Origin of the sequence: Mesorhizobium qingshengii (assembly GCF_027563465.1) — a bacterium.
In the GTDB taxonomy this organism is placed as follows: domain Bacteria; phylum Pseudomonadota; class Alphaproteobacteria; order Rhizobiales; family Rhizobiaceae; genus Mesorhizobium; species Mesorhizobium qingshengii_A.
The window spans coordinates 68,857-90,868 of the sequence record NZ_JAPFQA010000011.1 but is presented as its reverse complement, the minus strand read 5'-3'; the positions used below and the strand labels follow the sequence as shown (position 1 = coordinate 90,868).

General features: G+C 63.5%; 25 protein-coding genes. 10 read left to right on the top strand and 15 right to left on the bottom strand.

Annotated elements, in window-relative coordinates:
• The first annotated feature begins 205 nt into the window (after positions 1–205).
• Positions 206–955: a hypothetical protein gene (locus OOJ09_RS21995; protein ID WP_269907212.1), complete on the top strand. Its 750-nt coding sequence runs from the start codon at positions 206–208 to the stop codon at positions 953–955.
• 65 nt (positions 956–1,020) lie between these two features.
• On the opposite strand, the gene OOJ09_RS21990 is transcribed toward OOJ09_RS21995, so the two are convergent.
• From OOJ09_RS21990 to OOJ09_RS21980, 3 genes are all read right to left on the bottom strand, one after another.
• On the bottom strand, positions 1,021–1,299 hold the full coding sequence (locus OOJ09_RS21990; protein WP_269907211.1) for a PilZ domain-containing protein: 279 nt from the start codon (positions 1,297–1,299) through the stop codon (positions 1,021–1,023).
• Complete coding sequence (locus OOJ09_RS21985) at positions 1,286–1,612, bottom strand: hypothetical protein (RefSeq protein ID WP_269907210.1); 327 nt, start codon at positions 1,610–1,612, stop codon at positions 1,286–1,288. Before OOJ09_RS21985 ends, OOJ09_RS21990 begins: the two co-directional genes overlap by 14 nt.
• 137 nt (positions 1,613–1,749) lie before the next feature.
• Positions 1,750–2,610, bottom strand: coding sequence for a class I SAM-dependent methyltransferase (locus OOJ09_RS21980; protein ID WP_269907209.1), 861 nt, complete (start codon positions 2,608–2,610; stop codon positions 1,750–1,752).
• A gap of 328 nt (positions 2,611–2,938) precedes the next feature.
• Between OOJ09_RS21980 and OOJ09_RS21975 the strand changes: the two genes are divergently transcribed.
• Positions 2,939–3,166 carry a hypothetical protein gene (locus tag OOJ09_RS21975; RefSeq protein ID WP_269907208.1) on the top strand — a complete coding sequence of 76 codons (228 nt, stop codon included), beginning with the start codon at positions 2,939–2,941 and terminating at the stop codon, positions 3,164–3,166.
• Positions 3,167–3,364: 198 nt separating this feature from the next.
• Here the strand turns inward: OOJ09_RS21975 and OOJ09_RS21970 are convergent, their stop codons facing one another.
• The 4 genes from OOJ09_RS21970 to OOJ09_RS21955 all read right to left on the bottom strand — a co-directional run bounded on the left by OOJ09_RS21970 (position 3,365) and on the right by OOJ09_RS21955 (position 6,549).
• Positions 3,365–3,793 carry a VOC family protein gene (locus OOJ09_RS21970; protein WP_269907207.1) on the bottom strand — a complete coding sequence of 143 codons (429 nt, stop codon included), beginning with the start codon at positions 3,791–3,793 and terminating at the stop codon, positions 3,365–3,367.
• A gap of 338 nt (positions 3,794–4,131) precedes the next feature.
• Positions 4,132–5,346, bottom strand: a complete 1,215-nt coding sequence (locus tag OOJ09_RS21965) for a PLP-dependent aminotransferase family protein (protein WP_269907319.1) — start codon at positions 5,344–5,346, stop codon at positions 4,132–4,134.
• Positions 5,347–5,496: 150 nt separating this feature from the next.
• Complete coding sequence (locus tag OOJ09_RS21960) at positions 5,497–5,949, bottom strand: GNAT family N-acetyltransferase (protein WP_269907206.1); 453 nt, start codon at positions 5,947–5,949, stop codon at positions 5,497–5,499.
• Positions 5,950–6,051: 102 nt separating this feature from the next.
• On the bottom strand, positions 6,052–6,549 hold the full coding sequence (locus OOJ09_RS21955; RefSeq protein ID WP_269907205.1) for a hypothetical protein: 498 nt from the start codon (positions 6,547–6,549) through the stop codon (positions 6,052–6,054).
• 109 nt (positions 6,550–6,658) lie between these two features.
• On the opposite strand from OOJ09_RS21955, the gene OOJ09_RS21950 reads away from it, so the two are divergent.
• On the top strand, positions 6,659–7,264 hold the full coding sequence (locus OOJ09_RS21950) for a DUF922 domain-containing Zn-dependent protease (RefSeq protein ID WP_269907204.1): 606 nt from the start codon (positions 6,659–6,661) through the stop codon (positions 7,262–7,264).
• 28 nt (positions 7,265–7,292) lie between these two features.
• On the opposite strand, the gene OOJ09_RS21945 is transcribed toward OOJ09_RS21950, so the two are convergent.
• On the bottom strand, positions 7,293–8,825 hold the full coding sequence (locus OOJ09_RS21945) for an acid phosphatase (RefSeq protein ID WP_269907203.1): 1,533 nt from the start codon (positions 8,823–8,825) through the stop codon (positions 7,293–7,295).
• A 261-nt stretch (positions 8,826–9,086) separates the two neighbouring features.
• On the opposite strand from OOJ09_RS21945, the gene OOJ09_RS21940 reads away from it, so the two are divergent.
• Complete coding sequence (locus tag OOJ09_RS21940; RefSeq protein ID WP_269907318.1) at positions 9,087–10,322, top strand: cytochrome-c peroxidase; 1,236 nt, start codon at positions 9,087–9,089, stop codon at positions 10,320–10,322.
• Positions 10,323–10,329: 7 nt separating this feature from the next.
• Here the strand turns inward: OOJ09_RS21940 and add are convergent, their stop codons facing one another.
• Together add and OOJ09_RS21930 are read right to left on the bottom strand one after the other, a co-directional pair.
• Entirely contained in the window at positions 10,330–11,322 is a 993-nt protein-coding gene (add, locus tag OOJ09_RS21935; protein WP_269907202.1) for an adenosine deaminase, read from the bottom strand.
• Between the two features lie 488 nt (positions 11,323–11,810).
• A complete protein-coding gene (locus tag OOJ09_RS21930) occupies positions 11,811–12,515 on the bottom strand; it encodes an SDR family oxidoreductase (protein ID WP_269907201.1) in 705 nt (234 codons plus the stop codon).
• A 128-nt stretch (positions 12,516–12,643) separates the two neighbouring features.
• Here OOJ09_RS21930 and gcvA point away from each other — a divergent pair, with 128 nt between their 5' ends.
• Together gcvA and OOJ09_RS21920 are read left to right on the top strand one after the other, a co-directional pair.
• Positions 12,644–13,543 (top strand): transcriptional regulator GcvA, encoded by a 900-nt coding sequence (gcvA, locus tag OOJ09_RS21925; RefSeq protein ID WP_269907200.1) that lies wholly within the window; start codon positions 12,644–12,646, stop codon positions 13,541–13,543.
• A 204-nt stretch (positions 13,544–13,747) separates the two neighbouring features.
• Positions 13,748–14,560 carry a class I SAM-dependent methyltransferase gene (locus OOJ09_RS21920; RefSeq protein ID WP_269907199.1) on the top strand — a complete coding sequence of 271 codons (813 nt, stop codon included), beginning with the start codon at positions 13,748–13,750 and terminating at the stop codon, positions 14,558–14,560.
• A gap of 112 nt (positions 14,561–14,672) precedes the next feature.
• Here the strand turns inward: OOJ09_RS21920 and OOJ09_RS21915 are convergent, their stop codons facing one another.
• Together OOJ09_RS21915 and OOJ09_RS21910 are read right to left on the bottom strand one after the other, a co-directional pair.
• Positions 14,673–15,248 carry a cytochrome b gene (locus OOJ09_RS21915; RefSeq protein ID WP_269907198.1) on the bottom strand — a complete coding sequence of 192 codons (576 nt, stop codon included), beginning with the start codon at positions 15,246–15,248 and terminating at the stop codon, positions 14,673–14,675.
• Between the two features lie 64 nt (positions 15,249–15,312).
• On the bottom strand, positions 15,313–15,546 hold the full coding sequence (locus OOJ09_RS21910; protein WP_269907197.1) for a hypothetical protein: 234 nt from the start codon (positions 15,544–15,546) through the stop codon (positions 15,313–15,315).
• A gap of 106 nt (positions 15,547–15,652) precedes the next feature.
• On the opposite strand from OOJ09_RS21910, the gene OOJ09_RS21905 reads away from it, so the two are divergent.
• The gene (locus OOJ09_RS21905; RefSeq protein WP_269907196.1) at positions 15,653–15,847 is read left to right on the top strand and encodes a hypothetical protein; all 195 of its coding nucleotides are present in this window, start codon (positions 15,653–15,655) and stop codon (positions 15,845–15,847) included.
• Between the two features lie 50 nt (positions 15,848–15,897).
• Here the strand turns inward: OOJ09_RS21905 and OOJ09_RS21900 are convergent, their stop codons facing one another.
• Positions 15,898–17,994, bottom strand: a complete 2,097-nt coding sequence (locus tag OOJ09_RS21900) for an EAL domain-containing protein (protein WP_269907195.1) — start codon at positions 17,992–17,994, stop codon at positions 15,898–15,900.
• Positions 17,995–18,252: 258 nt separating this feature from the next.
• Here OOJ09_RS21900 and OOJ09_RS21895 point away from each other — a divergent pair, with 258 nt between their 5' ends.
• Together OOJ09_RS21895 and OOJ09_RS21890 are read left to right on the top strand one after the other, a co-directional pair.
• Positions 18,253–18,702, top strand: coding sequence for an ester cyclase (locus tag OOJ09_RS21895; RefSeq protein WP_269907194.1), 450 nt, complete (start codon positions 18,253–18,255; stop codon positions 18,700–18,702).
• Positions 18,703–18,979: 277 nt separating this feature from the next.
• Positions 18,980–20,065 (top strand): phosphatase PAP2 family protein, encoded by a 1,086-nt coding sequence (locus OOJ09_RS21890; protein ID WP_269907193.1) that lies wholly within the window; start codon positions 18,980–18,982, stop codon positions 20,063–20,065.
• Between the two features lie 50 nt (positions 20,066–20,115).
• Here OOJ09_RS21890 and OOJ09_RS21885 read toward each other — a convergent pair whose 3' ends face one another.
• Both OOJ09_RS21885 and OOJ09_RS21880 read right to left on the bottom strand, forming a co-directional pair.
• Entirely contained in the window at positions 20,116–20,616 is a 501-nt protein-coding gene (locus OOJ09_RS21885) for a hypothetical protein (RefSeq protein WP_420107534.1), read from the bottom strand.
• A gap of 145 nt (positions 20,617–20,761) precedes the next feature.
• The gene (locus tag OOJ09_RS21880) at positions 20,762–21,088 is read right to left on the bottom strand and encodes a DUF1330 domain-containing protein (RefSeq protein ID WP_269907191.1); all 327 of its coding nucleotides are present in this window, start codon (positions 21,086–21,088) and stop codon (positions 20,762–20,764) included.
• A 177-nt stretch (positions 21,089–21,265) separates the two neighbouring features.
• Here OOJ09_RS21880 and OOJ09_RS21875 point away from each other — a divergent pair, with 177 nt between their 5' ends.
• Positions 21,266–21,958, top strand: coding sequence for a winged helix-turn-helix transcriptional regulator (locus OOJ09_RS21875; RefSeq protein WP_269907190.1), 693 nt, complete (start codon positions 21,266–21,268; stop codon positions 21,956–21,958).
• Positions 21,959–22,012: the final 54 nt, after the last annotated feature.

Genomic DNA, 22,012 nt, shown 5'->3' with positions numbered 1-22,012 from the left:
CAGTGCACGATGGCGTCGAGGATTGTTCGGCGGAGACTGCCCAGAGAAAGTAGTGCTCTATCCACTTACTCGCGACAAGTAGTATTAGTTAGACGGTCCTAATCAACTCATTTTTCAAAGATAAAGATTTTTTCTTTGCAATTAAGAAAACCGCAACGCGGTGCCGATACTGTTTGCACGTCCGGGCGACTATAGGGGATGGGTGATGGTCGAAGACAATATCTGGGTGGCTTCGCTCGAAGTTTTTATCCGCAACCGGAAATGGGTTCTCGGATACATCGTTTTGGCTGGCGGGTTGGCGGTGCTTGAAAGCTTCGTGAAAGTCAATTCCGGAGCTTCAATCTTCATCGGCGTAATGACGTCGACCTTCTTGGCTATTCCTGCTCACATCGCCGTTTTGACGCAGCTTGATGCCGACCAGGTATCCAATTGGCTGAGGGAAAGGCCTAAGGCATTTTTCAGTTTCGTAAGACGCTGCCTCTTGCTCGGCTTCCTCGGCGCGATAGCTCCCCTTGTGGTCGGGATTGCCATGGTCGTCGGCGGCGTTCATTCGTCCGTCGCCCTGTTGGCGGCAGTTCTTGTCTGGGTTTTTTCCGGCATCGCTGCGTTCGCAAAATGGGGTACGATGTTGCCTGCGGTCATTGCCGATGATGACCAAACACTTGCGGCTGCCGGCAGGCGCGGTTCCAAGGTGTTCGGCTATGCGTTTCCGCGTCTGCTTATCTCGTTCGGCCTGATCACTGTTCTGTTCATAGCGGCGTTGATGCTGCTGTTTTCTCTGCTGGGCATCGATGCCAAAAATCCAGGGTCCCTGTCCCTGGCCCTGCCTGTCGTCGGTGCCATCATTACCGCCTATCAAATCGTCATGACGTCCGTCGTGTTGTCACGCTCCTACCTCAGGGCGCGACCACCTGCGCCGTCTGCACGCCGGATGGCATTTGTGGCCGGCAGATAAGCCCTCGACATACGCGCGCCTGCGCACCATACATCCACGCCGATGTGCTGCGCTCCTGGTCCTTCTCAGTCACGGCCATTGTCAACACCATAGAATTGCACGCCAAGCCGTCCGTTCTTTCTCCACCGCACCACGGCACGGTAGCTGGCGTCATCCGCGGGCACGTGAAGGACGAAGCGATCGGGAATTATCACGCTGGGGTCCACCTTCAGTTCCGCCCCGTGAAGGTGCTGATTTCTGACGGAGCAGCCGATGCTGACGTCATCGGTGATGATGGTCGCATCCTTCAGAACAATTCCACGTGCGTGTGAGCGTCGCTCTATCGGAGGATCAATGGGGTTCATGGCTCTTTCCTCCCGGAAGTCCTGAAGCGATCGCCTTGCGCGGTTCTCCGAAGTCAGACAGGCCGGCTCCGCCGAGCACGATGATCTCGCCGTCGACGACAGCGTTTTCGGCACCGAGACTGGCGGCCTCTTTCACCAGGTCGCGATACTTCGACGTCCAGTGGCCGTTGCGCCTGTAGATCCTGATACCGTCTTCGTCGATGATCAGCTGCGAGGGGTAGCCGTCGGCCTTGACTTCATGAATCCAGTCGTCGCCTTCGGGAGGCTGCTCAGCAAGGATCGGCATCGACGGCGGGATGGACTTCAAACGCATGAACTGACTCGCAAAACCGCGATTAGCTTGCGCTGAAAATGGTTCCGGAACTCTTGCTGCGGCGCGGCGCGCGGCAGAAACATTTGCGGCTCTTCAGCTTGTCAGATATCGACGGAAATCGGCCAGCGCAGCTTCGCCTATGGATCTCCTACAAGTCTCGGATTGGCATTTCCGGCGGCTCGCTGCTCTTTCACCGCAATGAATGTCGCCAGTCGCCCGTTATAATAGCGCTTCTCCAGCCCGCTCACTTTTGGTTTGAGACGTTCGATGTCTGCAAAACCAGAATATTCCAAGAGGCTGGTGACGGCACGGGAATTGGGGGAAAACTGACAGAATTCCTCCGGGCGCCAGCGGGAAGTCGTGATGTTGCTTGCGTTGGAATCGACCGCGGCCACCCTGCGCATATGCCACATCGGCCACCGGTCCAATATCCGATTTATGATCGGCACCTTCATAAGCGTCGTATCAACCGCCAGGACGTTGCTGGCCACTGCTGATATGCGCTTTAGGCTCAAGACAGGGTTTTCCAGGTGGTATAGAATCCCGAAGAACAGGACCAGATCGAACATACCGTGCTCTGACCGATCAAGATCCATCAGATCAAGCCGCTGAAAATCCAGATTATCTAGATCTACGGCCTCTTTTACCAGATTTGCCTGCTCGATATAGTGAGGCTCAATGTCAATCCCAAGCACGTAGTCGGCACCGGCCCTTGCGGCGTGCACGGAAAAACCCCCGCAGTTGCATGCTACATCAAGAACCCTTTTGCCCGCCAATGAACCTCCGCAGGCATCGAGAATGCTCGGCCATGCGTGATCGAGGAGTGTTTGCATCCTTGTGCGCTCTCGGTTTTGACGAGACGCGGTCGGTACATAGGTGCTCAAGCCATAGGGCAAGTCGATGGCGTGATGAAACGGTGCGAGGCGTTCGACCGCCGCTTGAAGTTCCGCTTTGCTCTTTCTTCGCGCCCGTGGGATCGACGTTTGAAAATGTTTCATGAATCCGCATCTCCTGCAGCGCCGGTCTAATGGGATTGTCGCGGATTCCGCACTAGGCGAATGGCATTGCCATCGGGTTGGGTATCACGGCGCAAACCATTGCGTCGCCACCGGCGCGAACAGGATGAGGCACCGGCAGAATCCAAGATTATGTAAAATTTTAATGCATCAACCGACGCGTTGCACCATGTTCAAACGTGGTAGTGCGGCTTAAGCCAAAGGCTGCCAAATCGATGCAACGCCGCATCCCGCCGCGTTGCGCCGCGGGTAGCCGCTCACTGACCGCCGTGGTAGCTTCCGTTTGGTGGACTGGTTGGGAGTTCCGATTATGGAAGCGGACGACATGCAGGCGATCGCCGACACCCTTATGCGGGTTGTGACCCCTGAGATGACGCCAAGGCAGTTGATCAAGGCGGCAAGGAAAGAGCACCCGAAGGCCTCGAAAAAAGACATCGCCCGCGCGGCGTTCTTTTCGATCATAGCCCATGCCGATGAAGACCAAGGCAAGGCCAAGAACCTACAGGCGTTCGCCATAGCCGAGCGTACCCAGCCGTAGGGCTGCTGGCTGGTCCCGTCCAAGTTGGACCGAATCCTGTGGATAGCGCTGCAATGGCGTTCCGTGGTCTGGATCGAGAGAATTCCGAGATCACCGTTTCTCGACGTGACCGTACTGACGTGGATTTCAGTCGGCTCGAATCCGCAAGCGCGGAAAACGCCGCTGATGGGCGCCGGAGCAGAATTTCCAGACAGTCGCTCAGAACGTGATCTTCACCGAGGCCGCGCTGCGCGTGGCTGGGCCGTGATGGACGGCCTCGATGTTGTTGCCGTCCGGATCGAGCAGGAAGGCGGCGTAGTAGCCGGGATGATAGGGCCGCTCGCCCGGCGCGCCATTGTCCTTGCCGCCGCCGGCGAGCCCAGCCTTGTGGAAGGCATCGACCATGGCGCGATCCTTGGCCTGGAAGGCCAGATGATGGCGGCCGGTGAGTTGTCCCAGGGCCGCCTGGCTGTCGGCACTGGAGACGAACAGTTCGTCGGCCCAGAAATAGTCCTCGCCGACACCACCGATCGCAACGTCGAGCGCCCGCAAGACCGCCTCGTAGAAACGCCGGCTGGCAGGAAGATCCCTGACCACCAGCTGGATATGATCGATGAGACGGCCGCGATGCAGTTCCTGGGTTTCCATGCAAATTCCTCCTGGCAAGGCTCCGAATTTAGGTTCGGACAGGGCGCCGTCAATGCGGGAACTAGCGGGCCAGGGCGACTTCGTCATCTCCGGGCGTTTGCGCTGCCCCTCACCTGCCTGCCGGCATCCTCTCCCCGTAGAACGGGGAGAGGGGCGCTGCCATCGATGGTTTTGCCAATCGCAACCGGTGCAAGAAGGGCACCAATGTTGCGACCAGCCCCTTCTCCCCGTCACCATACGGGGAGAAGTGCCCGGCAGGGCGATGAGGGGCGGCGCCAACTTCAGCTATTAGCTCATCCCTCCAGCACAAACCGGAGGCGCATCATCTAGACCAGGCCTTACCCCTTCAGGATGGCCGCCAGCCGGGGGATGCCCTCGGTCACCGCGCGGCGGTCGGCCAGCGTGAAGGACAGCCGCAGCGTGTTGCGCCCGCTGCCGTCGGCATAGAAGGCGTTGCCGGGCACGAAGGCGACGCGCGCCTCCTTCACCGACCGTGCCAGAAGCGCGGTGGCATCGGAGCCCTCGGGCAGCGTCACCCAGACGAACATGCCGCCTTCCGGGCGGCTCCAGGTCACGCCTTTCGGCATGTTGGCCTCGAGTGCCGCGAGCAGGCCGTCGCGGCGCTCGCGATAGGCGCCGATCAGTTTTTCCACCTGGCCGTCGAACACGGCCTCGGCCACGCGGTGCATCACCACCTGGTTGATCGACGGGCTGTGCAGGTCGGAGGCCTGCTTCATCAGCACCAGCTTCTCGACCACGTGGCGCGGCGCGCACACCCAGCCGACGCGCATGCCCGGCGACAGGATTTTCGAGAACGAGCCGCAATAGAGCGTGCGCGCCTTGTCGATGCCGCCGGACCTGATGCAATCGAGCGCCAGGATCGGCGGCACGCCCTCGCCGTCATAGCGCAGCGCGCGATAGGCGGCATCCTCGATGACGGCGATGTCGAGCTCGCCGGCGAGGTCGAGCACCGCCTCGCGCTGCTGGCGATTCAGGGTCTCGCCGGTCGGGTTGGCGAAATCCGGCACCAGATAGGCGAACTTGACCTTGCCGCCCCCTCTTGAAAAAGTTGTGGGGGCCGCCGCCGCCCGATAGGCATCGGGCGTCATGTTGCCGCCTTCTGGCCGCAGCCGGTCATAGCGCGGCTCGTAGGCGTTGAAGGCCTGCAGCGCGCCGAGATAGGTCGGCCATGTCACCAATGCGGTATCGCCCGGCGACAGGAACAGCTTGCCGAGATAATCCAGCGCCTGCTGCGACCCGGAAGTGATGAAGATGTTAGCTTCGTCGCAGGCGATGCCGAGCTTGCCCATCTGCCCGGCCAGCCAGCGCCGCAACGGCAGATAGCCTTCCGAGACCTGGTACTGCAGCGCCGCCCCCGCCTCGCTTCCGCCCAGCACCGAAGCATAGGCATCGCGGATCGCCTCGGTCGGGAACAGCGCCGGATCGGGAATGCCGCCGGCGAACGAGATGATGTCGGGCTGGTCGAGCAGCTTCAGCAACTCGCGGATTTCGGACGCCTTCATGCGCGACGAGCGCGAAGCCAACAGATTCATCAAGGTCAAAGCGCGCCTCCCGCGACAACTGGATATAGGTCAACCTGACTGACCTATATCAGCCCTCCCCGGCAATTTGAATAGAGCCTGAGCGACTTCCGGTATACGCCAGTCGCTGCCGGCCCGGAACCAGCAGAAGTTCGCAAGCGCCTATAAAGTCATCTTGTAGCCGAGATGGCTGCCGGTGAAGCCGAGGCTCTCGTAGAAGCGGTGTGCGTCCGCCCGCCCCTTGTCGGTGGTGAGTTGGACGAGGCCGCAGCCGCGCGCCCGGCATTGCGCGATCGCCCAGTCGATCATCCGCCTGCCGATACCGCCCGAGCGCCGGTGGCTGGCGACCCGGACCGCCTCGATCTGCCCGCGCCAGCCGCCCTTGCGCGAGAGCCCGACAAGGAAGGTGATCTGCAAGGTGCCGATCACCTCGGCGCCATCCACGGCCACCGCCAGAAGCTGATTGGGATCGGCGTCGATGGCGTTGAACGCATCGACATAACCGCGCGCCAGCGGCATCGAGGCGTCCTCACGGCCGGCCCCTAGCCGATCATCGGCCAGCATGGCGACGATATCAGGCAGGTCGGATGCTTGCGCGCGGCGGAACTCGATCATGATGTCCGCTTAACGCGAGGCGCCAGAGTCGGCAACGCTGCGTTGAGCGAAAGGATATCGGAGTGGCCAAGCCCCGGCTGAACGTCGCAACAACGCCGCCGATCAATCCCCGTCGTCGCTGGCCTTGGCCTTGCCGCACTGCGCCAGCACCTTTCCGATCGCCGCGCTCGAGCCCTTCAGCGGAAAGCTGCCCTGGCCGTATTTGGCGGCGCTGATGCTCACCTCGCCCTTCGAACGCAGCAGGTCCAGCAGCGGATCGCCCTTGGCCAGATCCACCACGAAGTAATTGTACATGGCCTCCAGCTGCAGCGTTTTCGTCACCGTCTTGCCGTCGGCCTTGAAGTCGAAAGAGCCGCTGATGCCAGGCTCCAATTGCTGGCCGGCGGTGCCGAGGTCGTAGCTCAGCACCGGCGTGTCGAAACAGGCCAGCATCAGATACGCATCGCCTTTCGGCCCGCCGCAGACCGAGGCCGTCAGCACCTTGCCGCCCTCGTCTTCCTCCATCTTCGCGCTCCAGCCGCTGCACGACGCGGCAAGCGCCGGCTGCGCGGCCTGCAGCGCCGCCACCGCGCCGGCGATTATAAGACAGTTCGTTCTCATGATTTCCCCCTCCACATTTGCGGCCTCACCCCGTGGCAGCATATAGGAAAAGCCATCCGATGGCATTGCCCGTTGCGGCAGGGTCGTCCTGATTTCGCGGAGAGCCGTGTTGAGAGCCTGTGTTCGTCTGTGCCTGTTGCTGGCTGCCCTGCTGGCCCTGCCGCTGTCCGCCCGTGCCGACTGGAAACCGGTCGAGAAGGTCGAGACCTACGCCATATCGGGCCAGTCCGGTGAGCAGCTCTACCGGTCGATCGGCGAGAACGGGCCGCTGATCCGGGGCGCCAAGACGCGCACCATCGCCTACACCAATTTCAAGCTGACCTGGGGGGTCAGAGACTACAAGCCCAGGGGCAAGGACTGCGTGCTGACGGCGGCGCGGCCGAAACTGATCATCACCTACACCTTGCCCAGCCCTTCCGCGCCCCTGCCGCCCGCCGTCCAGAAGAATTGGGAGGTCTTCATCGCCGGCGTCAGCGCCCATGAGAAGGTGCATGGCGCCAGCGTAGTACAGATGGTCCACGACATCGAAGTGGCGACGGACGGCCTGACCGTCGCCGATGATCCTAAATGCAGCAAGACCAGGGCCGAGGTGGTCAAGCGGCTGGACGCGATCTCCAGGGCGCGGGTGCAGGCCAGCCGCGATTTCGATCGCGTCGAATTCGGCCAGGGCGGCAATCTCCAGAAGCTCATTCTTGCCCTGGTGAATGGCGGCTAGAAACACATCGCGCCAAGGATATGCCCGCCTACCGGCCGAGGTCCAGCGCGGCGGAGAGATCCCCCATCGGCGGCTGGTCGTTGTTGCGCAGTGCTTTGTCGCGGGCGACGATGCCGGAAAGCACCGGCAGGTCGTAGCGCGCCGTGATGAAGCGCAGGATCGATGTCGTGTCGTATTGGGTGTGGTCGACGGTACCCATCTTCGCATAGGGCGAGATGATGAAGGCGGGGATGCGGTTGCCCGGCCCCCAGCGGTCGGCCTTCGGCGGCGCGACATGGTCCCAGAAGCCGCCATTCTCGTCATAGGTGACGACCACCAGCATGTGGCTCCATTGCGGGCTTTTCTCGAGATGCGAGACGACATCGGCGAGATGCTGGTCGCCGCTCGACACATCGGTATAGCCGCCATGTTCGTTGAGGTTGCCCTGCGGCTTGTAGAAGGTGACGGCCGGCAGCTTGCCGTCGTCTATGTCCTTGATGAAGGCAGCGCCGTCCATGCCGCCATCCCGCAGATGCTCGGCCCGCGCGGCGGTGCCGGGCGCGTAGGCGGCGAAGTAGTTGAACGGCTGGTGATGGAACTGGAAGTTCGGCACCGGCGTCGCGTTCTTGCCGTCCAGCGTTGCCTGCCAGGCGCCGGCATACCAGGCCCAGCCGACGCCCTTCAGCGACAGGAGGTCGCCGATGGTGATGTCGTGCTGCGGCGGCAGCGTGCTCGCCGCGGACGGATCGGCCAGGGCCGGATCGCCGCCCGCGGCCGGCTTGTTGTTGCTCGGCTGATAGGGTGGCTGCATGGTGTTGACGGCATGAAAGTCGGGCGTGATGGCGCCGTCATTGACGAATTTCGGCGCGCCGCCAAGCGCCGAGGCCGGCGAGTTGTCGGCGACCTTCAGCGTTGTACCATCGGCCTCGACGACGGCGATCTGTCCCTTCACCGGGCTGGTGTCGGCATTGGGATAGACCGGCACACAGGCGCAAGCGAGCATGAAATGGTTGAGGAAGGAGCCGCCGAAGGCGCCCTGGAAGAAATTGTCGGCCAGCACGTATTTCTTCGCCACCGCCCACATCGGCAGCACCGAGCCGTCATAATGGCCCATCACCAGGCTGCCTGAATCGGCCCAGGCCACGAACTTGTCGTTGCGGCCGCCATCGATCTGCATCTGCTCCTGGTAGAAGCGGTGCCAGAGGTCGCGCGTGATCACCGAGGTCTGTTCGTTGAAGCCCTTGGGATCGTCGATGGCGAAGCTGGCATTGGCCAGGTGCGCCGACTGCTCCTCGGTCACCGGCGGCGTCACCCCCTTGGCGGTCAGGCCGCCCCAGGCCGGCGGCAGTTCGGCGAGCGGCTTGCCGTCGCGGTCGAGCTGGCGCGCCTGGCCGGCCGACACATTGGCCAGGCCGTTGGCGCCGGGGAAACCGCCATAAAGATTATCGAAGCTGCGATTCTCGGCATAGATGACGACGACGGTGTCGATCTTGTCGTAACCGGGAGGGGCGGCGTTGGCGGCGGCGGCAAGCGATGCCAGCGCCGTGGAGGCGAGGCAGAGGGAGAGCAAAGACCTGGTCATGGGAACGCCTCGTGGCTGGGGAGTGGCTGGAGGAACCCGTGGACGCTAGAACCGGCGCTTGTCAGCTTTGTGACAGTGGCCGTTCCGCGCAACGTCACTGAAATCAGCCGATACGCCTGCGGGCCGCTGCGCAGGTGACATGCATCTTGATCCGACACGGTCATCAATCCGTAGCAATGCAGGTCCCAGATTGGCGGAGTGGAAAACGGACCGGACGACATGGCGGCAGGACAATGGAAGAGGAGCATCATCGCCGCATCGATGCTCGGCATCGCCGCGATTTTCTCGGCAAGCATTGGCCGCGCCGGGACCGGCAGCGTCCATCCCGGGCCGCTATCCCGCGCGGATGCCTTCGCGCGGGCCGCCGCCCTGACCGCGCTTAGCCGTAAAATGTTCTTCGACCCGTCGCTGTCTGCATCGGGCAAGCAGGCCTGCTCGTCCTGCCATGACCCGCATCATGCCTTCGGCCCTGTCTCGGCGGCACCGGTCGAGATGGGCGGGCCGCGTCTCGACCAGCCGGGGCTGCGCGCCGTGCCTTCGCTTCGCTACCTGCAGGCGGTGCCCGCCTTCACCGAGCATTTCCATGATTCCGAGGATGAGGGCGACGAGAGCGTCGACAACGGCCCGACCGGCGGCCTGACCTGGGACGGCCGTGCCGATCGCGGCAAGGATCAGGCCAAGATCCCGCTGCTGTCGCCATTCGAGATGGCCAACAAGGATGCCGCCGCCGTTACCGCTGCCCTGCGCAAGGCCGCCTATGCCGGTGCATTCAAGGCCGCTTTCGGCGACCAGGTTTTCGACCGCCCGGACGACGCCTTCGACGCCGCCGCCGAGGCGCTGGGCACCTTCGAGCAGAGTGCCGCCGACTTCTATCCCTACTCCAGCCGCTACGACGCCTTCCTCGCCGGCAAGGCGCGGCTCACGGCGCAGGAACTGCGCGGCCGCGCGCTGTTCGAGGACGAGTCCAAGGGCAATTGCGCCAGTTGCCATCTGAGCGAACCCGCCAATGACGGCGAACCGCCGCAGTTCACCGACTATGGCCTGATCGCCGTCGCGGTGCCGCGCAACCCGGCCATACCGGCCAATGCCGACCCCGCCTATTTCGATCTCGGCCTGTGCGGACCGCTGCGCACCGACTTCCACGGCCGGGCTGAGTATTGCGGCCTGTTCAGGACGCCGACGCTGCGCAACGTCGCGCTGAGAAAAAGCTTCTTCCACAACGGCACCTTCCACACGCTGCGCGACGCGGTCGCCTTCTATGCCAGCCGCGACAGCGATCCAGGCCGCTGGTACCCGAAAAACGCCGATGGCACGGTGCGCGAATATGACGATCTGCCAAGGGCTTACTGGCCGAACTTGAATCAGGATCCGCCCTTCAACGGCAAAAAGCCCGGCGACAAGCCGGCGCTGACCGACGCCGAGATCGACGACATCGTCGCGTTCTTGCAGACGCTGACGGACGCGGATCAGCAGGCTGGGACAGTGCCTGCGAATTGAACCCTTGCTAGCCCCGCCAGGCCGCCAGATCGGCCAGGATCCGTGCCTTCAACGCGGGGCCGGCGTAGCTCGCATGCACCGATGTCGCGGCGAGTTGGCGGATGGTTTCGCTGTCCCATGCGAAGGCCTCGGCGCAGGCGGCATAGGAGGCTTCAAGCGTGGTGTCGAGCAGCGCCGGATCGTCGGTGTTGATGGAGACCGGGACACCGGCCTTGCGCAGGGCGTCGAGCGGATGTTCGGCAAGCGAGGGATAGACGCCGAGCGCCAGATTGGAGACCGGACAGACGCCCAGGGGAATCTGCCTTTGCGCCAGCATGTCGACGAGTTCCGGCTCCTCGATTGCCCGCACGCCATGGTCGATGCGGTCGGCGCCAAGCAGCTCGATTGCGTCGCGAACACCTTCCGGGCCGCTCGACTCGCCGGCATGAACCGTGCGCCGCAGGCCCGCCGCGCCGGCACGGCGAAACGCCTCGGCGAAGCGTGGACCGGTGCGGCCGGCGGCCGCTTCGTTGCCGTCGATCGACAAGGCGACGACACGGCTGTGCCTGATCGCGCTCAGCAACTCCACCAGCTCGATCGCTTCCGCCGCCGACTGGGTGCGAAGCAGGCTGACGCAGAGCCCGACCGGCGGGTGCCCGTCCTGTTCGGCGGCCGCGAAACCGGCATCGAACGCGTCGATCATCCCCGGAACGTCTTTGTGCCAATGCGGCCAATGCGTCGGGTTGACGATGACGTCGGCATAGCGCACGCCGCTTCGGCCCATGCGCTGCGCGAACTTGTAGGCCGTGGTGGCCAGTTGCTCGCGCGTGCGGAATGTCCCGCACAACCAGTCGAGCATCTCGAGGAAGCTCTTGAGGTCATGGGCTTCGAAGAGCCTGTCGCGCGGCGCACGCAGCGGGATGCCGGCCTCCTCGCAGTTCCTGATCACATCGTCGGCCTCGAAGCAGCCCTCGATATGGATGTGCACTTCGGCTTTCGGCAGTCCGATGAAGTCGGTCAATGACGCCTCCCCAATTGGCAGGCGTCATCAAATCATGAAACGGCCGGTCCCCATTTCAAGAAATGCTTGAAAGAATTGCACATGGGCCGCGAGAGTGGCGGCGCCTCCCACAAACCGGTTTCCTCGCCCCCGCTTGCGTCTACGGCACACACTTCCAAGCAGTTGGTCTTTGGCGATAGCGTGCATGGCAGCTTGGCGCATGCATTGTCTTATGCTGCGCTGATCGGTCGACCCCCACTCCGTCTCGGCTTCGCCGAGCCACCTCTCCCCCGATCGACGGGGTAGAGGAAAGGCGCCAGGCTTTTTGCCGTCAACGCTCGTCCAGCAAAGCTCCCTTCCTTTACCTCCGGAGGGGGGAAAGGTGGCGCTGCGAAGCAGCGACGGATTGGGGGAACCACGTGGCAATCAAGCCTCGGGCCGATCAGTCACGCCAATCACAGAAGATGTGTGCATCCCGTAGCCGATCAACGGGGGAGAGGAACCCAGGCTCACAGCGCCCTGATGACACCCCCATCCACGCGGATGTTCTGGCCGGTGATATAGCCCGCACCCTCCGAAGCCAGGAAAGCAATCGTCGCGGCGATCTCCTCGCTCGTGCCATAGCGCTGCATCGGCACGCTGTCGCGGCGCTCCTCGGTGGCGGGCAGGCTATCGATCCAGCCGGGCAGCACGTTGTTCATGCGCACATTGTCGGCGGCATAGGTGTTGGCGAAGATCTTGGTGTAGGCGGCAAGCCCGGCACGGAACACCGCCGAGGTCGGGAACATCGGGCTCGGCTCGACCACCCAGGCCGTCGAGATGTTGATGATGGCGCCAGCCTTCTGCTTGACCATGTGGGGTGCCACGATGCGCACCGGCCGGATGACGTTCATCAGATAGACGTCCATGCCGGTGTGCCATTGCTCGTCTGATATTTCGAGGATCGGTGCGCGCGGCCCGTGGCCGCCGCTGTTGACCAGCACGTCGATGCGGCCATGGCGCTCGAGCGTCAGGTCGACGAGGCGCTGCAGATCGTCGTTCGACTGGTTGGAGCCGGTGACGCCGAGCCCACCCAGTTCCTTGGCCAGCGCCTCGCCCTTGCCGGACGAGGACAGGATGGCAATCTTGAAGCCGTCCGCCGCCAGGCGCTTCGCCGCCGCCGCACCCATGCCGCTGCCGCCAGCCACGACAACAGCCACTTTTTCTACACTCATTGGATTTTCCTCTCGGGGTTGGCAGGGCTCTGCAAGCAGTGTTTTCAGGATCCGAGCAGTGATATAGTTGGTTTTCTCGCCCGGTTCGAACCAGAATGCCTGAAATCAGCGTGTAGAAAAACTCCTGTATGCCCGAAGCCTTCCTGAGCCTGCCGCCACTGAATGCGCTGCGCGCCTTCGAGGCCTCGGCGCGCCATCTCAACTTCCGCATCGCCGCCGAGGAATTGAACGTGACGCAAGGTGCCGTGGCCCAGCATATTCGCGGGCTGGAGGCCGATCTCGGCACGAAACTGTTCGAGCGGCTGCCGCGCGGTCTGGCGCTGACCGACGAGGGCCGCGCCTATGTGCCCAACATCCGCCGCGCCTTCGACCTTATCTCGGAGGCGACGCTGCTGTTGCGCCCAGAGCCGGCGCGGCTGACGATCAGCGTGACGCCGAGCTTCGCCACCAAATGGCTGATCCCCAGGCTGCAGGACTTCATGGCGCACAATCCGCTGGTCGACCTGCGTGTCCTGGCCAGCGAAAGCCTGTCGAGTTTTCAGGCCGATGGCGTCGACATCGCGGTGCGGCAAGGCCGCCCGCCCTTCGGCGCCGGCCTGATCGTCGACCTGTTGTTCGCGCAGCAGATCATCGCCGTCTGCAGCCCGGCCCTGCTGCCGCACGGCGCCGTCGAGATCGCGGCGGCCGAAATCCAGCATCATGTCCTGCTCCACGACGCGCACAATCTGTGGCCGGAATTCATGGAGAAGGCGGTCGGCCTGAAGATGACGACCGAACTCAAGCGCATGCGCTTCAACCAGACGAGCCTGGCCATCGACGCCGCCATCGCCGGCCAGGGCATCGCGCTGGCCAGCCGCTTTCTCGTCGCCGCCGATCTGGCTGCCGGCCGGCTGGTCCAGCCGGTCAAAGGCGAGATGCGCGGCACGCAGGATTTCCACGTCGTGGTACCAAGAAAGCAGCGCCATCCCGAGCCGACGCAGGCCGTGCGGCAATGGCTGCTCGATGCGGGGGAACGGCCTTTGTCGTGAGCCCCTGCTCTCTGTCTGTTCAAGCATGATGTCTTTTCCGAAAACCGGCGATCGACGCGTGGGCATGCGTCTCCAGGACGCCTTCGCTGAGCTGCCGCCGGCATGGCCGCATATGTTGTTGGATGCGTCTCGGCCGAAAGCGACCCAAGGCAGACGACTGTATGCTAGTCTCGCGAGCCATCGAATTGACGGCGGGAGATAGCAATGTTGGAAACGGACAAGGTGTTTGCCGGCTCGATTCCGGAAAACTACGACCGCTACATGGTGCCGTTGATTTTCGAGCCGTTCGCCGCTGATCTTGCACAACGAGCAGCGTCCTTGTCGCCCCGCGCCGTTCTGGAAATCGCCGCGGGCACCGGGGTTGTCACCCGTGCGCTGGCGCCAAGACTGTCCCCTGGCGCAAGCTATGTCGTAACCGACCTCAACCAGCCGATGCTCGACTACGCCGCTTCGCGACAAGCTCCCGACAGCCGCATCACATGGCGCCAGGCTGATGCCATGGCGCTGCCGTTTGAAAATGCGGCCTTCGATCTCGTTTGTTGTCAGTTCGGCGCGATGTTCTTTCCCAACCGCACATCCGCCTACCGCGAGGCAAGGCGAGTCCTGAAGCCCGGAGGACATTTCTTGTTCAACGTGTGGGACCGCATCGAGGAGAATGTCTTTGCCGACGATGTGACGAATGCTCTCGCAAGGATTTTTCCGAACGATCCGCCGCGCTTTCTGGCACGCACGCCGCATGGCTACCACGATACGGCCCTGATCCGCGGCGAGCTGGAAGACGCGGGTTTTTCCCGTGTGGTGATCGAGACGAGAGCCGAACAAAGCCGTGCATCCTCGCCGCGCCTTCCGGCCGTTGCTTACTGCCAGGGAACTGTTCTTCGAAGCGAAATCGAGGCCAGGGACGCGGGAAAGCTGGAAGCCGCAACCGACTATGCCGCCTCCGCGATTGCGGACAGACATGGCAGCGGCGAGGTTGCCGCCAGGATTCAGGCCCACGTAATCGTGGCTGTCGCCTAGGGCAATCCCGGGAAAAGTGTGGGCGGTTTTCCATCCGGAATTGCGTCAGGACGAAGAGATGGAGGTGCTGGAACATCCCGTTCCGGCACCTCTCGACATTCTGGGACAGGCATCAGGGCCGCGCTTGCCGCCCCAGCCCGGACGACGGATTGGGCAGGCCTGGCACCATCTGGCTCAGCACGCGATCGCGAAGGATGACATGGTGGTAGATGGCAGCCGCGGCGTGCAGGCCTGCAAGCCACAGGATGATGTCGCCAAGCGTGCCATGGATCTCCGCCAGCGACGTGCCCCATGTGCCGGAGAACGGACCGATCGCCCCCAGGCCGTAGACCGTCACCGGGTGGCCGCCAAACCATGCGCCGAGCATGGCGGTCGCCGGAACCGCGAACAGGAGCGCATAGAGCGCCCAGTGTGTTGCCCTCGAGGCGATGTCCATCCACCCGGGCATGGGAGGAGCGTCCGGAATGCGGTCAAACAGACGCCAGATCAGGCGGATGACCAGCAGCCAGAAAACAGCGAAGCCGAGCGACTCGTGAAGCAGCAGCGTCGAGGCGTTGTCGGCTGAATAGACGCGCGTGGCAGGGCCACCTTCCGAGACCAGGAAGGCGATGAGCACGAGCAGCGCCGTCAGCCAGTGAAGCGCCTGGGCGAGGCTTCCGTAGCGGGTTGCAGTACCAGATAGCGACATGCAAGAACTCCTGAAGGTGGCGGGAGACAATCTCTCCGCAACGTGCCCCGATTTCGATCGTTCCTCAAGTGACATCGAAGGCTGCGATGCGATCATGACCACGGTGACCGAGCGCCGCACCGGCGGAAGTGCCGCACTCGGGCGTGCTGGCAAAGCTGCTGGCGCTGCCGGTGTTCTGCGCCGTCGTCCTGACCCGGTTGGCCGGTGAGCGCTTGCGCAGGCAGCCGGCGCGCGGCGTGTTCTGCGCGGCCCTGAAACCGGCAATCTCTCCCCTTGTGGAGGGGACTGGCAGTTCCACGGCCGCGCAAGATTGGCGGCATTTGATTAAAAGCCGCCTGTGGATATTTACCTCGCGTTCCGCCCGATCCGGCAACCTATATTAGGGCGGGATCACGGAGGGACCCTTGACCAGCGATTTTTCAGCAGCCTGTGTCCACCTCGAACGAGCCTATTACTATCTGCGCGGCGATGACGAAACGAGCCGCGCGGCATGCGACACCCTCGATCTGTTGATCGAAACGGTGACGGAAGCCCTGCACAAGCGACCCAAGGCCGGGGTGCTGGAGTTTCCGCAATCGACGACACGGCAAGCCGGCTAAGACGCGTTCGGGTGAGGCCCAGCCTCACCTGAAACGTGACACAGTGTGATTCACGAGGCCTTGCGGGCCGTCGCCACCCCTGTCGCGCGCGCGACAATCTGCTCCAGCGGCTCCGGCCGGTGCAGCAGGAACCCCTGGCCGAAGGCGACGCCCATGTCGCTGAGCATCGTCAGTGTGTCGTGCCGTTCGATCTTCTCCCCCACCACATCGCAGCCGAGGCTGCGGGCGATGCTGGTGATGGCCAGCACGATCTCACGGTCGAAGCGACTTTCCGTGACGTGCTCGATGAAGGAGCCATCGATCTTGATCGTGTCGACAGGGAAGCGCCGGAGATATTCGAACGAACTCATGCCGGCGCCGAAATCGTCGAGGCTGACCCGGCAGCGGCGCTCGCGCGCCTTGCGCACGAACCGCTCGGCGGCGTCGAAATTGGTGACGGCGGCGGTCTCGGTGATCTCGAAGCCGATGCCCGAATGCGGCGCGCCGGTCTCGTCGATGACGCTGTCGACGAACTCCCAGAGCTGCGGATCGCTCAGCGTCTGCGCCGACAGGTTGAAGCCGAGCGTCAGCGCGCCCGAGCGCAGGGCCGCGCCATGCCGCGACAGCACGGTGCGGATGATCCAGCGGTCGAGCCTGGAGGCGATGCCGAACCGCTCGGCAACTGGAATGAACTCGCCTGGCGGCACCAGCCGCCCGTTGCGCCCGGTGAGTCTGGCCAGCACTTCGACATGGCGGCTCTCCTGCCAGGGCTTGCCGAGCAGATGGATTTCCTGGCCGAACAGGTTCAGCCGTCCGTCTTCCATGGCGTCGACCGTGTCGGCGGCGACGCGCGCCGCGTTGAGCCCGCCGGACCCCGATTCCACCGCCGCGGAGAACACCGCGAAACGATTGCGCCCCGCGGCCTTGGCCGCATAGCAGGCGTCGTCGGCGCAAGCCAGTGCGTCGGCGACCGTGGTGGTGGCGTCGTCGATGAAGGCGACGCCGATCGAGGCCGCCAGCTTGCGCGCCGACGCGGCCGTGCCGAGGTCGGCCTCACGCACAGCGCCGAGCACGGCGGTTGCGATCCGCTCGGCCTGCGAGGCATCGCAATGCGGCACCAGCAGCGCGAATTCGTCGCCGCCCAGACGTGCCGCGTGCGCCGCTCGCGGCAGGCAGGCGCGGATGCCGGCGGCAACGCTCTTCAGGGCCAGGTCACCGGCGGCGTGGCCGGCAAAGTCGTTGAGCGCCTTGAAGTAGTCGAGATCGACATAGAACACCGCCAGCGGCGCGCCCGCCGCGATATGGTCGGCGAGCAGCCGATCGAAGGCGGAGCGGTTCCACAGGCCGGTCAGCGCATCGTGACGGGCCGCATAGGCAAGCTCCATCTCGCGCAGTTTTTCCTCGGTGATGTCGCGCACGGTGCCGAGGATCTGACCCGCCGACTGCGCGTCGGCGATGAACCGCACCAGCGATTCGACATGGCGTATCTCGCCGTCGCGCCTGATGATGCGGTATTGCACGGCGACGACGTCCTGCGTGCCGATCGGCGCCAGATGCGCCTGCTCGGTCACCGCCTTGTCCTCGGGATGCAGGAAAGTATGCCAGAGGTCGTCGGTCACCTCGTCGGTATCGGTGACCAGCCCGAAGATGTCGCGCGTGCGCTGGTCCCAGTAGCTTTTATTGGTGTCGAGGTCGTGATGCCAGATGCCGGTGCCGCTGGCGGCGAGCGCCAGACGGAAGCGCACATTGACCTGCTCGAGCTCGGCTTCGGTGGCCTTCTGCCTGGAGATGTCGGTCTGCACGCCCATCAGCCTGACGGGTTTTCCGGACGCGTCGCGCTCGACGATGCCACCGCGATCGAGCACCCACACCCAGTGGCCGGCTTTGTGCCGGAGCCGCAGCTCGGTCTCGATGGCCTGGGTCTGTCCGGCAATGTGGCGTTCGCCGCTGGCCAGCGCCCGCTCGCGGTCATCGGGATGGGTCAGTTGCAGCCACAGGTCGCTGGTGTTGGCAAGTTCGCTTTCATCATAGCCCAGCATCCGCGCCCAGGTCGCGGAATAGAAGCAGTCGCCGGTCCGAAGATCCCAGTCCCAGACGCCAAGATGGGCGCGTTCCAGCGCCTTTGCCCAGAACGCTCCATTGCGACTTTTCTTGTCCTGACGCGTCATCTTCTGTTTCGCCTACCTCCGCCACGCGGCAATCTGCAGCAAAACCAGAGAAGAAAGCGTTACTTGGTCGGAGCGGATGGCAGACCCGCCGCCGCCTCCCTGCCAACCCTCGCCGTTCGCCTTTCGATTGGCCGGCAAGAACCGGAGTTTTGCGGCCGCCGGATCGTCCTACTGCTTGCCTCGGGTCATCGGAAAATCCGGTGATCCCGAGGTCGCCGGCTAACCGGCGCTCCCTGACAACAACAAGAGGACCTCCCAATGACCAGACAAGAAGACAACAAGGCCGTCGTCGTCAGATGGTTCACCGACTTCTGGGGTGAAACCTGCGACCTGTCGGTGGTCGACGACATCGCCGCGCCCGACATGCTGCTTAAATACTCGCTGCATGAACCGCGCCGCGGCCGCGACGACATCAAGGCCTTCATGACCGACTTTCGCGCCGCCTTCCCGGACCTCAACTTCTGGGCCACCGCCGACCTCATCGCCGAGGGCGACCATGTCGTCGGCCAGTGGGAGGGCGGCGGCACGCATACCGGCCCGGCATTCAGCGATTTCCTCGTCGGCTCGCTGCCAGCCGCCAGCGGCCGCGCCATGCGCTTCACCGGCACCACCGTGCTGAAGCTTGTCGACGGCCGGATCGTCGAGGAGATCGGCCTCGACGACGGCGTTGCCGCCCTCACCCAGCTCGGCCTGATCAAGGCCGCCTGATTGGAGGGGCCATCGCCGTCCAGGCGATGGCCCACTTTCGATAGCGGTCGAAGCCCAATGACAAGGCAGCCCTCTGCAGTTGAAAGCCGCGGCCGCCGCGAATGTTGCTGGTGCGCGGCCGCGCAACGTCTTCGTCAACGGTTCGTTGCCGTAAACTTAAATATTGTCGACGAAAAATATTAGAAATTTAACATAAATCCAAGTGTAACCAGATAGTAATACATTGCCTGTGAAATACCCATAACGGTCTTCTGGACAGCTGGCGGGATGTCCTTCGATGAGTACGCATGGCGAGCAGCGGGGCGGCAATCGCCGCTCAGCCACCATTCTTGACCTTGACATCGCGGCAACCAGGGGCGGCTGGCTGCTGGTTGCCCTGTGTCTGGCCTATGCCGTGGCCGCTCTTTGGCTGCAGCCGTATCGCTACCTGCATCTGGCGCAGTCCTATGCCGAGCCGTTCGTGTTCTTCTTGCCCTCGCTGCTGGCGGCTGGCCTTGGCGTGGCGGCGCTGATATTTGCCCGGCATGCTCCAATAAGGTTCATGCTCGACACGCTCACGCAGCGTTGGCTGGGCGCCGCGCCGGTCATCGTCTTGTTCTTTCTCGGCATCACCGCCTTCACCACCTTGAAGGTCGCCATCCCGGACGTCGTGCCATTCTATGCGGACCGCGCCCTGGCAGGGCTCGATCTCCGGCTGCATGGCACCGATCCCTGGGCCTGGGCACACAGCGTCGTTTCCGAGCCGCTCTCGGCCATAATTTTTGCCAGCTATGGGTTTGGCTGGCTCGTCCAATGGTTCGGCACCTTGCTCTTCGTCGCCTTCTGGAACAGCCCGGCCAGGCGCCTGCGCTATCTATGGGCGTTCGCGCTGACCACGATCCTGTGCGGTACTGTTCTGGCCACCCTGCTGTCGTCGGCTGGCCCGATATTCTACGACCAGCTCTACGGCGGTGACCGGTTTGCCGGGCTGCAAGCCGCCCTGGCGCAGAACGGCCACGCCACGCCGGTCCAGGCCTATGCCAACTATCTGCTTGCGGCCTACGAAAGTGGCCGCCCGGAACTGGGCACCGGCATCTCCGCCATGCCGAGCATGCATGTCGCCTTCGTCACGCTCAACGCATTGTTCCTGACCGGTTTCGGACGCCGATGGGCCATGGCCGGCTGGTCCTTCGCGGCGCTCATCCTGTTCGGCTCGGTTTACGCCGGCTGGCACTATGCCGTGGATGGCTACCTCTCGATCCTTGTCGTGTCGTTGCTCTGGTACCTGACCGGGCGTTTCGCCCTGCCGCATGTGACCCGGAACACGGCAGACGCAGGAGTGGCGCTTCCCGACCCCGGCGCCGCGGTGAGCGAGCTCACCTGACGCCGTTGGCCGCGGGGCAAGGCGGCGTTGGCGCCGCCTGGCCTTACCGATTACTGGCTCGGCGCCATCGTGTGTTCGCACGACACTTTTGGATTCATGTCGGCAAAGGTACCGGTCGGGTTGCCCTTCCAGGCCCAGACATGCAGCTCGTAGAATTCACCCAGGCCGTAACGGTTGGGCGCGCTGTTGAAGTTGAACAGCTGTCCGTCCAGCGACGCCGGCCCCTTCGAGGTGATGTATTCGACCGCCACCAGCTGCAGCGTGCCGTCGGCCATCGGCTCGTACATCACCGCTTCGGGGCGGGCGATGTCGATCTTGTCGTCCTTCAGGTACTGGCCGTTGACGTAGTGGATGCCCATGGCGCCGCCGGTGATGCCGCTGGCGCAGGGAATGGGCGCATAGCCCTCGGCCGTCGCGGCCTTGACGTCGAGAAACCGGCTGTTGGCGGCACGCACCTTGTCGGCCAGCGGATTGGCGCCGGACGCGGGCGCGGCTGCTTCCTGATGCGCCTGCGCGAAGGTGGTGCAGACGGCCAGCATGGCCCCCGCCATGAGAAGCCTGCTGTGAAGATTCGATATCATGTTCGTTCCATTCTTCTTGAAAAAGCACAGCGGGCCGGCCGCCGAAAATACGGAGGCCCGGCAGGCAAGCGCCGTGGCTGTTGTTGCTTGGATATCCCGATGCGACGAATGCCGATCATCCCTTCGGCAGATACGGGATCGTTCCGGCCAGATCGGTGTTGTCGATCATCTGGAAACGGCTGTCGCTGCCGCCCTGACGGGCCGAAACGAAGGGCGCATAGGCCGGATCGTTGGTGAAGGCGCGCGCCGCCGCTTCCGACGGGAACGCCATCAGGGCGATGAGCGTGGTGTCGAGCGGCCTGCCTTCGAGCGTCTTCACATTGCCGCTGCGCGACAGATATCTGCCGCCGTGCTTGTGGACGAGGTCGTGCACCGAGGCGGCATAGGCCGGCACCCACTGCGGGTCGTTGATCTTGATGTCTGCGATAACGTAAGCGGTCATGCTAGTCTCCTGGTTGCGGCGCACAGGGGTATCCCGTGCAACCGGCCAAAGGGCTCGCATGGCAGGGCCCGCGCCAACCAGTCCGCGATCTGTACTGGGCTGGTACAGTTTCTGTACTCGCCGCCTCAATCATGAAGGGCTAATGTTCGGCTCAGCTTCGAGGGAGGAACACAAATCATGGCCCAGCACGGATACAAACAGTTCTGCCCGCTATCGATGGCCGCCGAGGTGCTGTGCACGCGCTGGACGATGGTCCTGCTGCGCGAACTGGTGGCGGGTTCGACCCGCTTCAACGACCTGCGCCGCGGCGTGCCCAAAATGTCGCCGACCCTTCTGTCGCAACGGCTGAAGGAGCTCGAACTGGCGGGGATCATCGAGCGCAAGGAAGTGCCGGGCGAGAAAGGGATCTTCGAGTATCGGCTGACCGAGGCCGGCCGGGATTTGCGCCCGGTCGTCGAGGCGATGGGCTTCTGGGGGCAGAAATGGGTCGAGTCCCGGCTGTCGCTCAAGAACCTCGATCCGTCGCTGCTGATGTGGGACATGCGGCGCAATTTGAACCCCTCGCCGCTGCCCGAGGGGCGCACGGTGATACAATTTCTGTATCAGGAGCTACCGGCGTCCAAACGGTCGTGGTGGCTGATCGTCGAAAAGCACGGCGAAGTCGATCTGTGCTGGTACGATCCGGGTTTCGATGTCGACCTCTACGTCTCGACCGACCTGCATACGATGACGGCGATCTGGATGGGGTTGCTTACGGTCGAGAAGGCCGGCGCAAAGGTTTCCCTGACCGGTGACCAGGCTATCGGCAAGAAGATGCAGACCTGGCTCGGCCTCAGCCCGTTCGCGGTGGAGCCCAAGCGCGCGGCGTAGGAGAGCCGAGGCAATTTGTCAGGAAACGGGTGGCGGCAGCAGCTTTCGGCGGCT

Excerpts from the sequence above, each read along its gene's own strand:
- OOJ09_RS21970 (WP_269907207.1), bottom strand. The coding sequence starts at position 3,793 with ATGGAAACCCAGGAACTGCATCGCGGCCGTCTCATCGATCATATCCAG.
- OOJ09_RS21980 (WP_269907209.1), bottom strand. The coding sequence starts at position 2,610 with ATGAAACATTTTCAAACGTCGATCCCACGGGCGCGAAGAAAGAGCAAA.
- OOJ09_RS21880 (WP_269907191.1), bottom strand. The coding sequence starts at position 21,088 with ATGACCGCTTACGTTATCGCAGACATCAAGATCAACGACCCGCAGTGG.
- OOJ09_RS21965 (WP_269907319.1), bottom strand. The coding sequence starts at position 5,346 with ATGAATCTGTTGGCTTCGCGCTCGTCGCGCATGAAGGCGTCCGAAATC.
- OOJ09_RS21990 (WP_269907211.1), bottom strand. The coding sequence starts at position 1,299 with ATGAACCCCATTGATCCTCCGATAGAGCGACGCTCACACGCACGTGGA.
- OOJ09_RS21875 (WP_269907190.1), top strand. The coding sequence starts at position 21,266 with ATGGCCCAGCACGGATACAAACAGTTCTGCCCGCTATCGATGGCCGCC.
- OOJ09_RS21885 (WP_420107534.1), bottom strand. The coding sequence starts at position 20,616 with ATGGCGGGGGCCATGCTGGCCGTCTGCACCACCTTCGCGCAGGCGCAT.
- OOJ09_RS21985 (WP_269907210.1), bottom strand. The coding sequence starts at position 1,612 with ATGCGTTTGAAGTCCATCCCGCCGTCGATGCCGATCCTTGCTGAGCAG.
- OOJ09_RS21915 (WP_269907198.1), bottom strand. The coding sequence starts at position 15,248 with ATGTCGCTATCTGGTACTGCAACCCGCTACGGAAGCCTCGCCCAGGCG.
- OOJ09_RS21975 (WP_269907208.1), top strand. The coding sequence starts at position 2,939 with ATGGAAGCGGACGACATGCAGGCGATCGCCGACACCCTTATGCGGGTT.
- OOJ09_RS21945 (WP_269907203.1), bottom strand. The coding sequence starts at position 8,825 with ATGACCAGGTCTTTGCTCTCCCTCTGCCTCGCCTCCACGGCGCTGGCA.
- gcvA (WP_269907200.1), top strand. The coding sequence starts at position 12,644 with ATGCCCGAAGCCTTCCTGAGCCTGCCGCCACTGAATGCGCTGCGCGCC.
- OOJ09_RS21955 (WP_269907205.1), bottom strand. The coding sequence starts at position 6,549 with ATGAGAACGAACTGTCTTATAATCGCCGGCGCGGTGGCGGCGCTGCAG.
- OOJ09_RS21995 (WP_269907212.1), top strand. The coding sequence starts at position 206 with ATGGTCGAAGACAATATCTGGGTGGCTTCGCTCGAAGTTTTTATCCGC.
- OOJ09_RS21940 (WP_269907318.1), top strand. The coding sequence starts at position 9,087 with ATGCTCGGCATCGCCGCGATTTTCTCGGCAAGCATTGGCCGCGCCGGG.
- OOJ09_RS21960 (WP_269907206.1), bottom strand. The coding sequence starts at position 5,949 with ATGATCGAGTTCCGCCGCGCGCAAGCATCCGACCTGCCTGATATCGTC.
- OOJ09_RS21895 (WP_269907194.1), top strand. The coding sequence starts at position 18,253 with ATGACCAGACAAGAAGACAACAAGGCCGTCGTCGTCAGATGGTTCACC.
- OOJ09_RS21930 (WP_269907201.1), bottom strand. The coding sequence starts at position 12,515 with ATGAGTGTAGAAAAAGTGGCTGTTGTCGTGGCTGGCGGCAGCGGCATG.
- OOJ09_RS21900 (WP_269907195.1), bottom strand. The coding sequence starts at position 17,994 with ATGACGCGTCAGGACAAGAAAAGTCGCAATGGAGCGTTCTGGGCAAAG.
- OOJ09_RS21890 (WP_269907193.1), top strand. The coding sequence starts at position 18,980 with ATGAGTACGCATGGCGAGCAGCGGGGCGGCAATCGCCGCTCAGCCACC.
- OOJ09_RS21920 (WP_269907199.1), top strand. The coding sequence starts at position 13,748 with ATGTTGGAAACGGACAAGGTGTTTGCCGGCTCGATTCCGGAAAACTAC.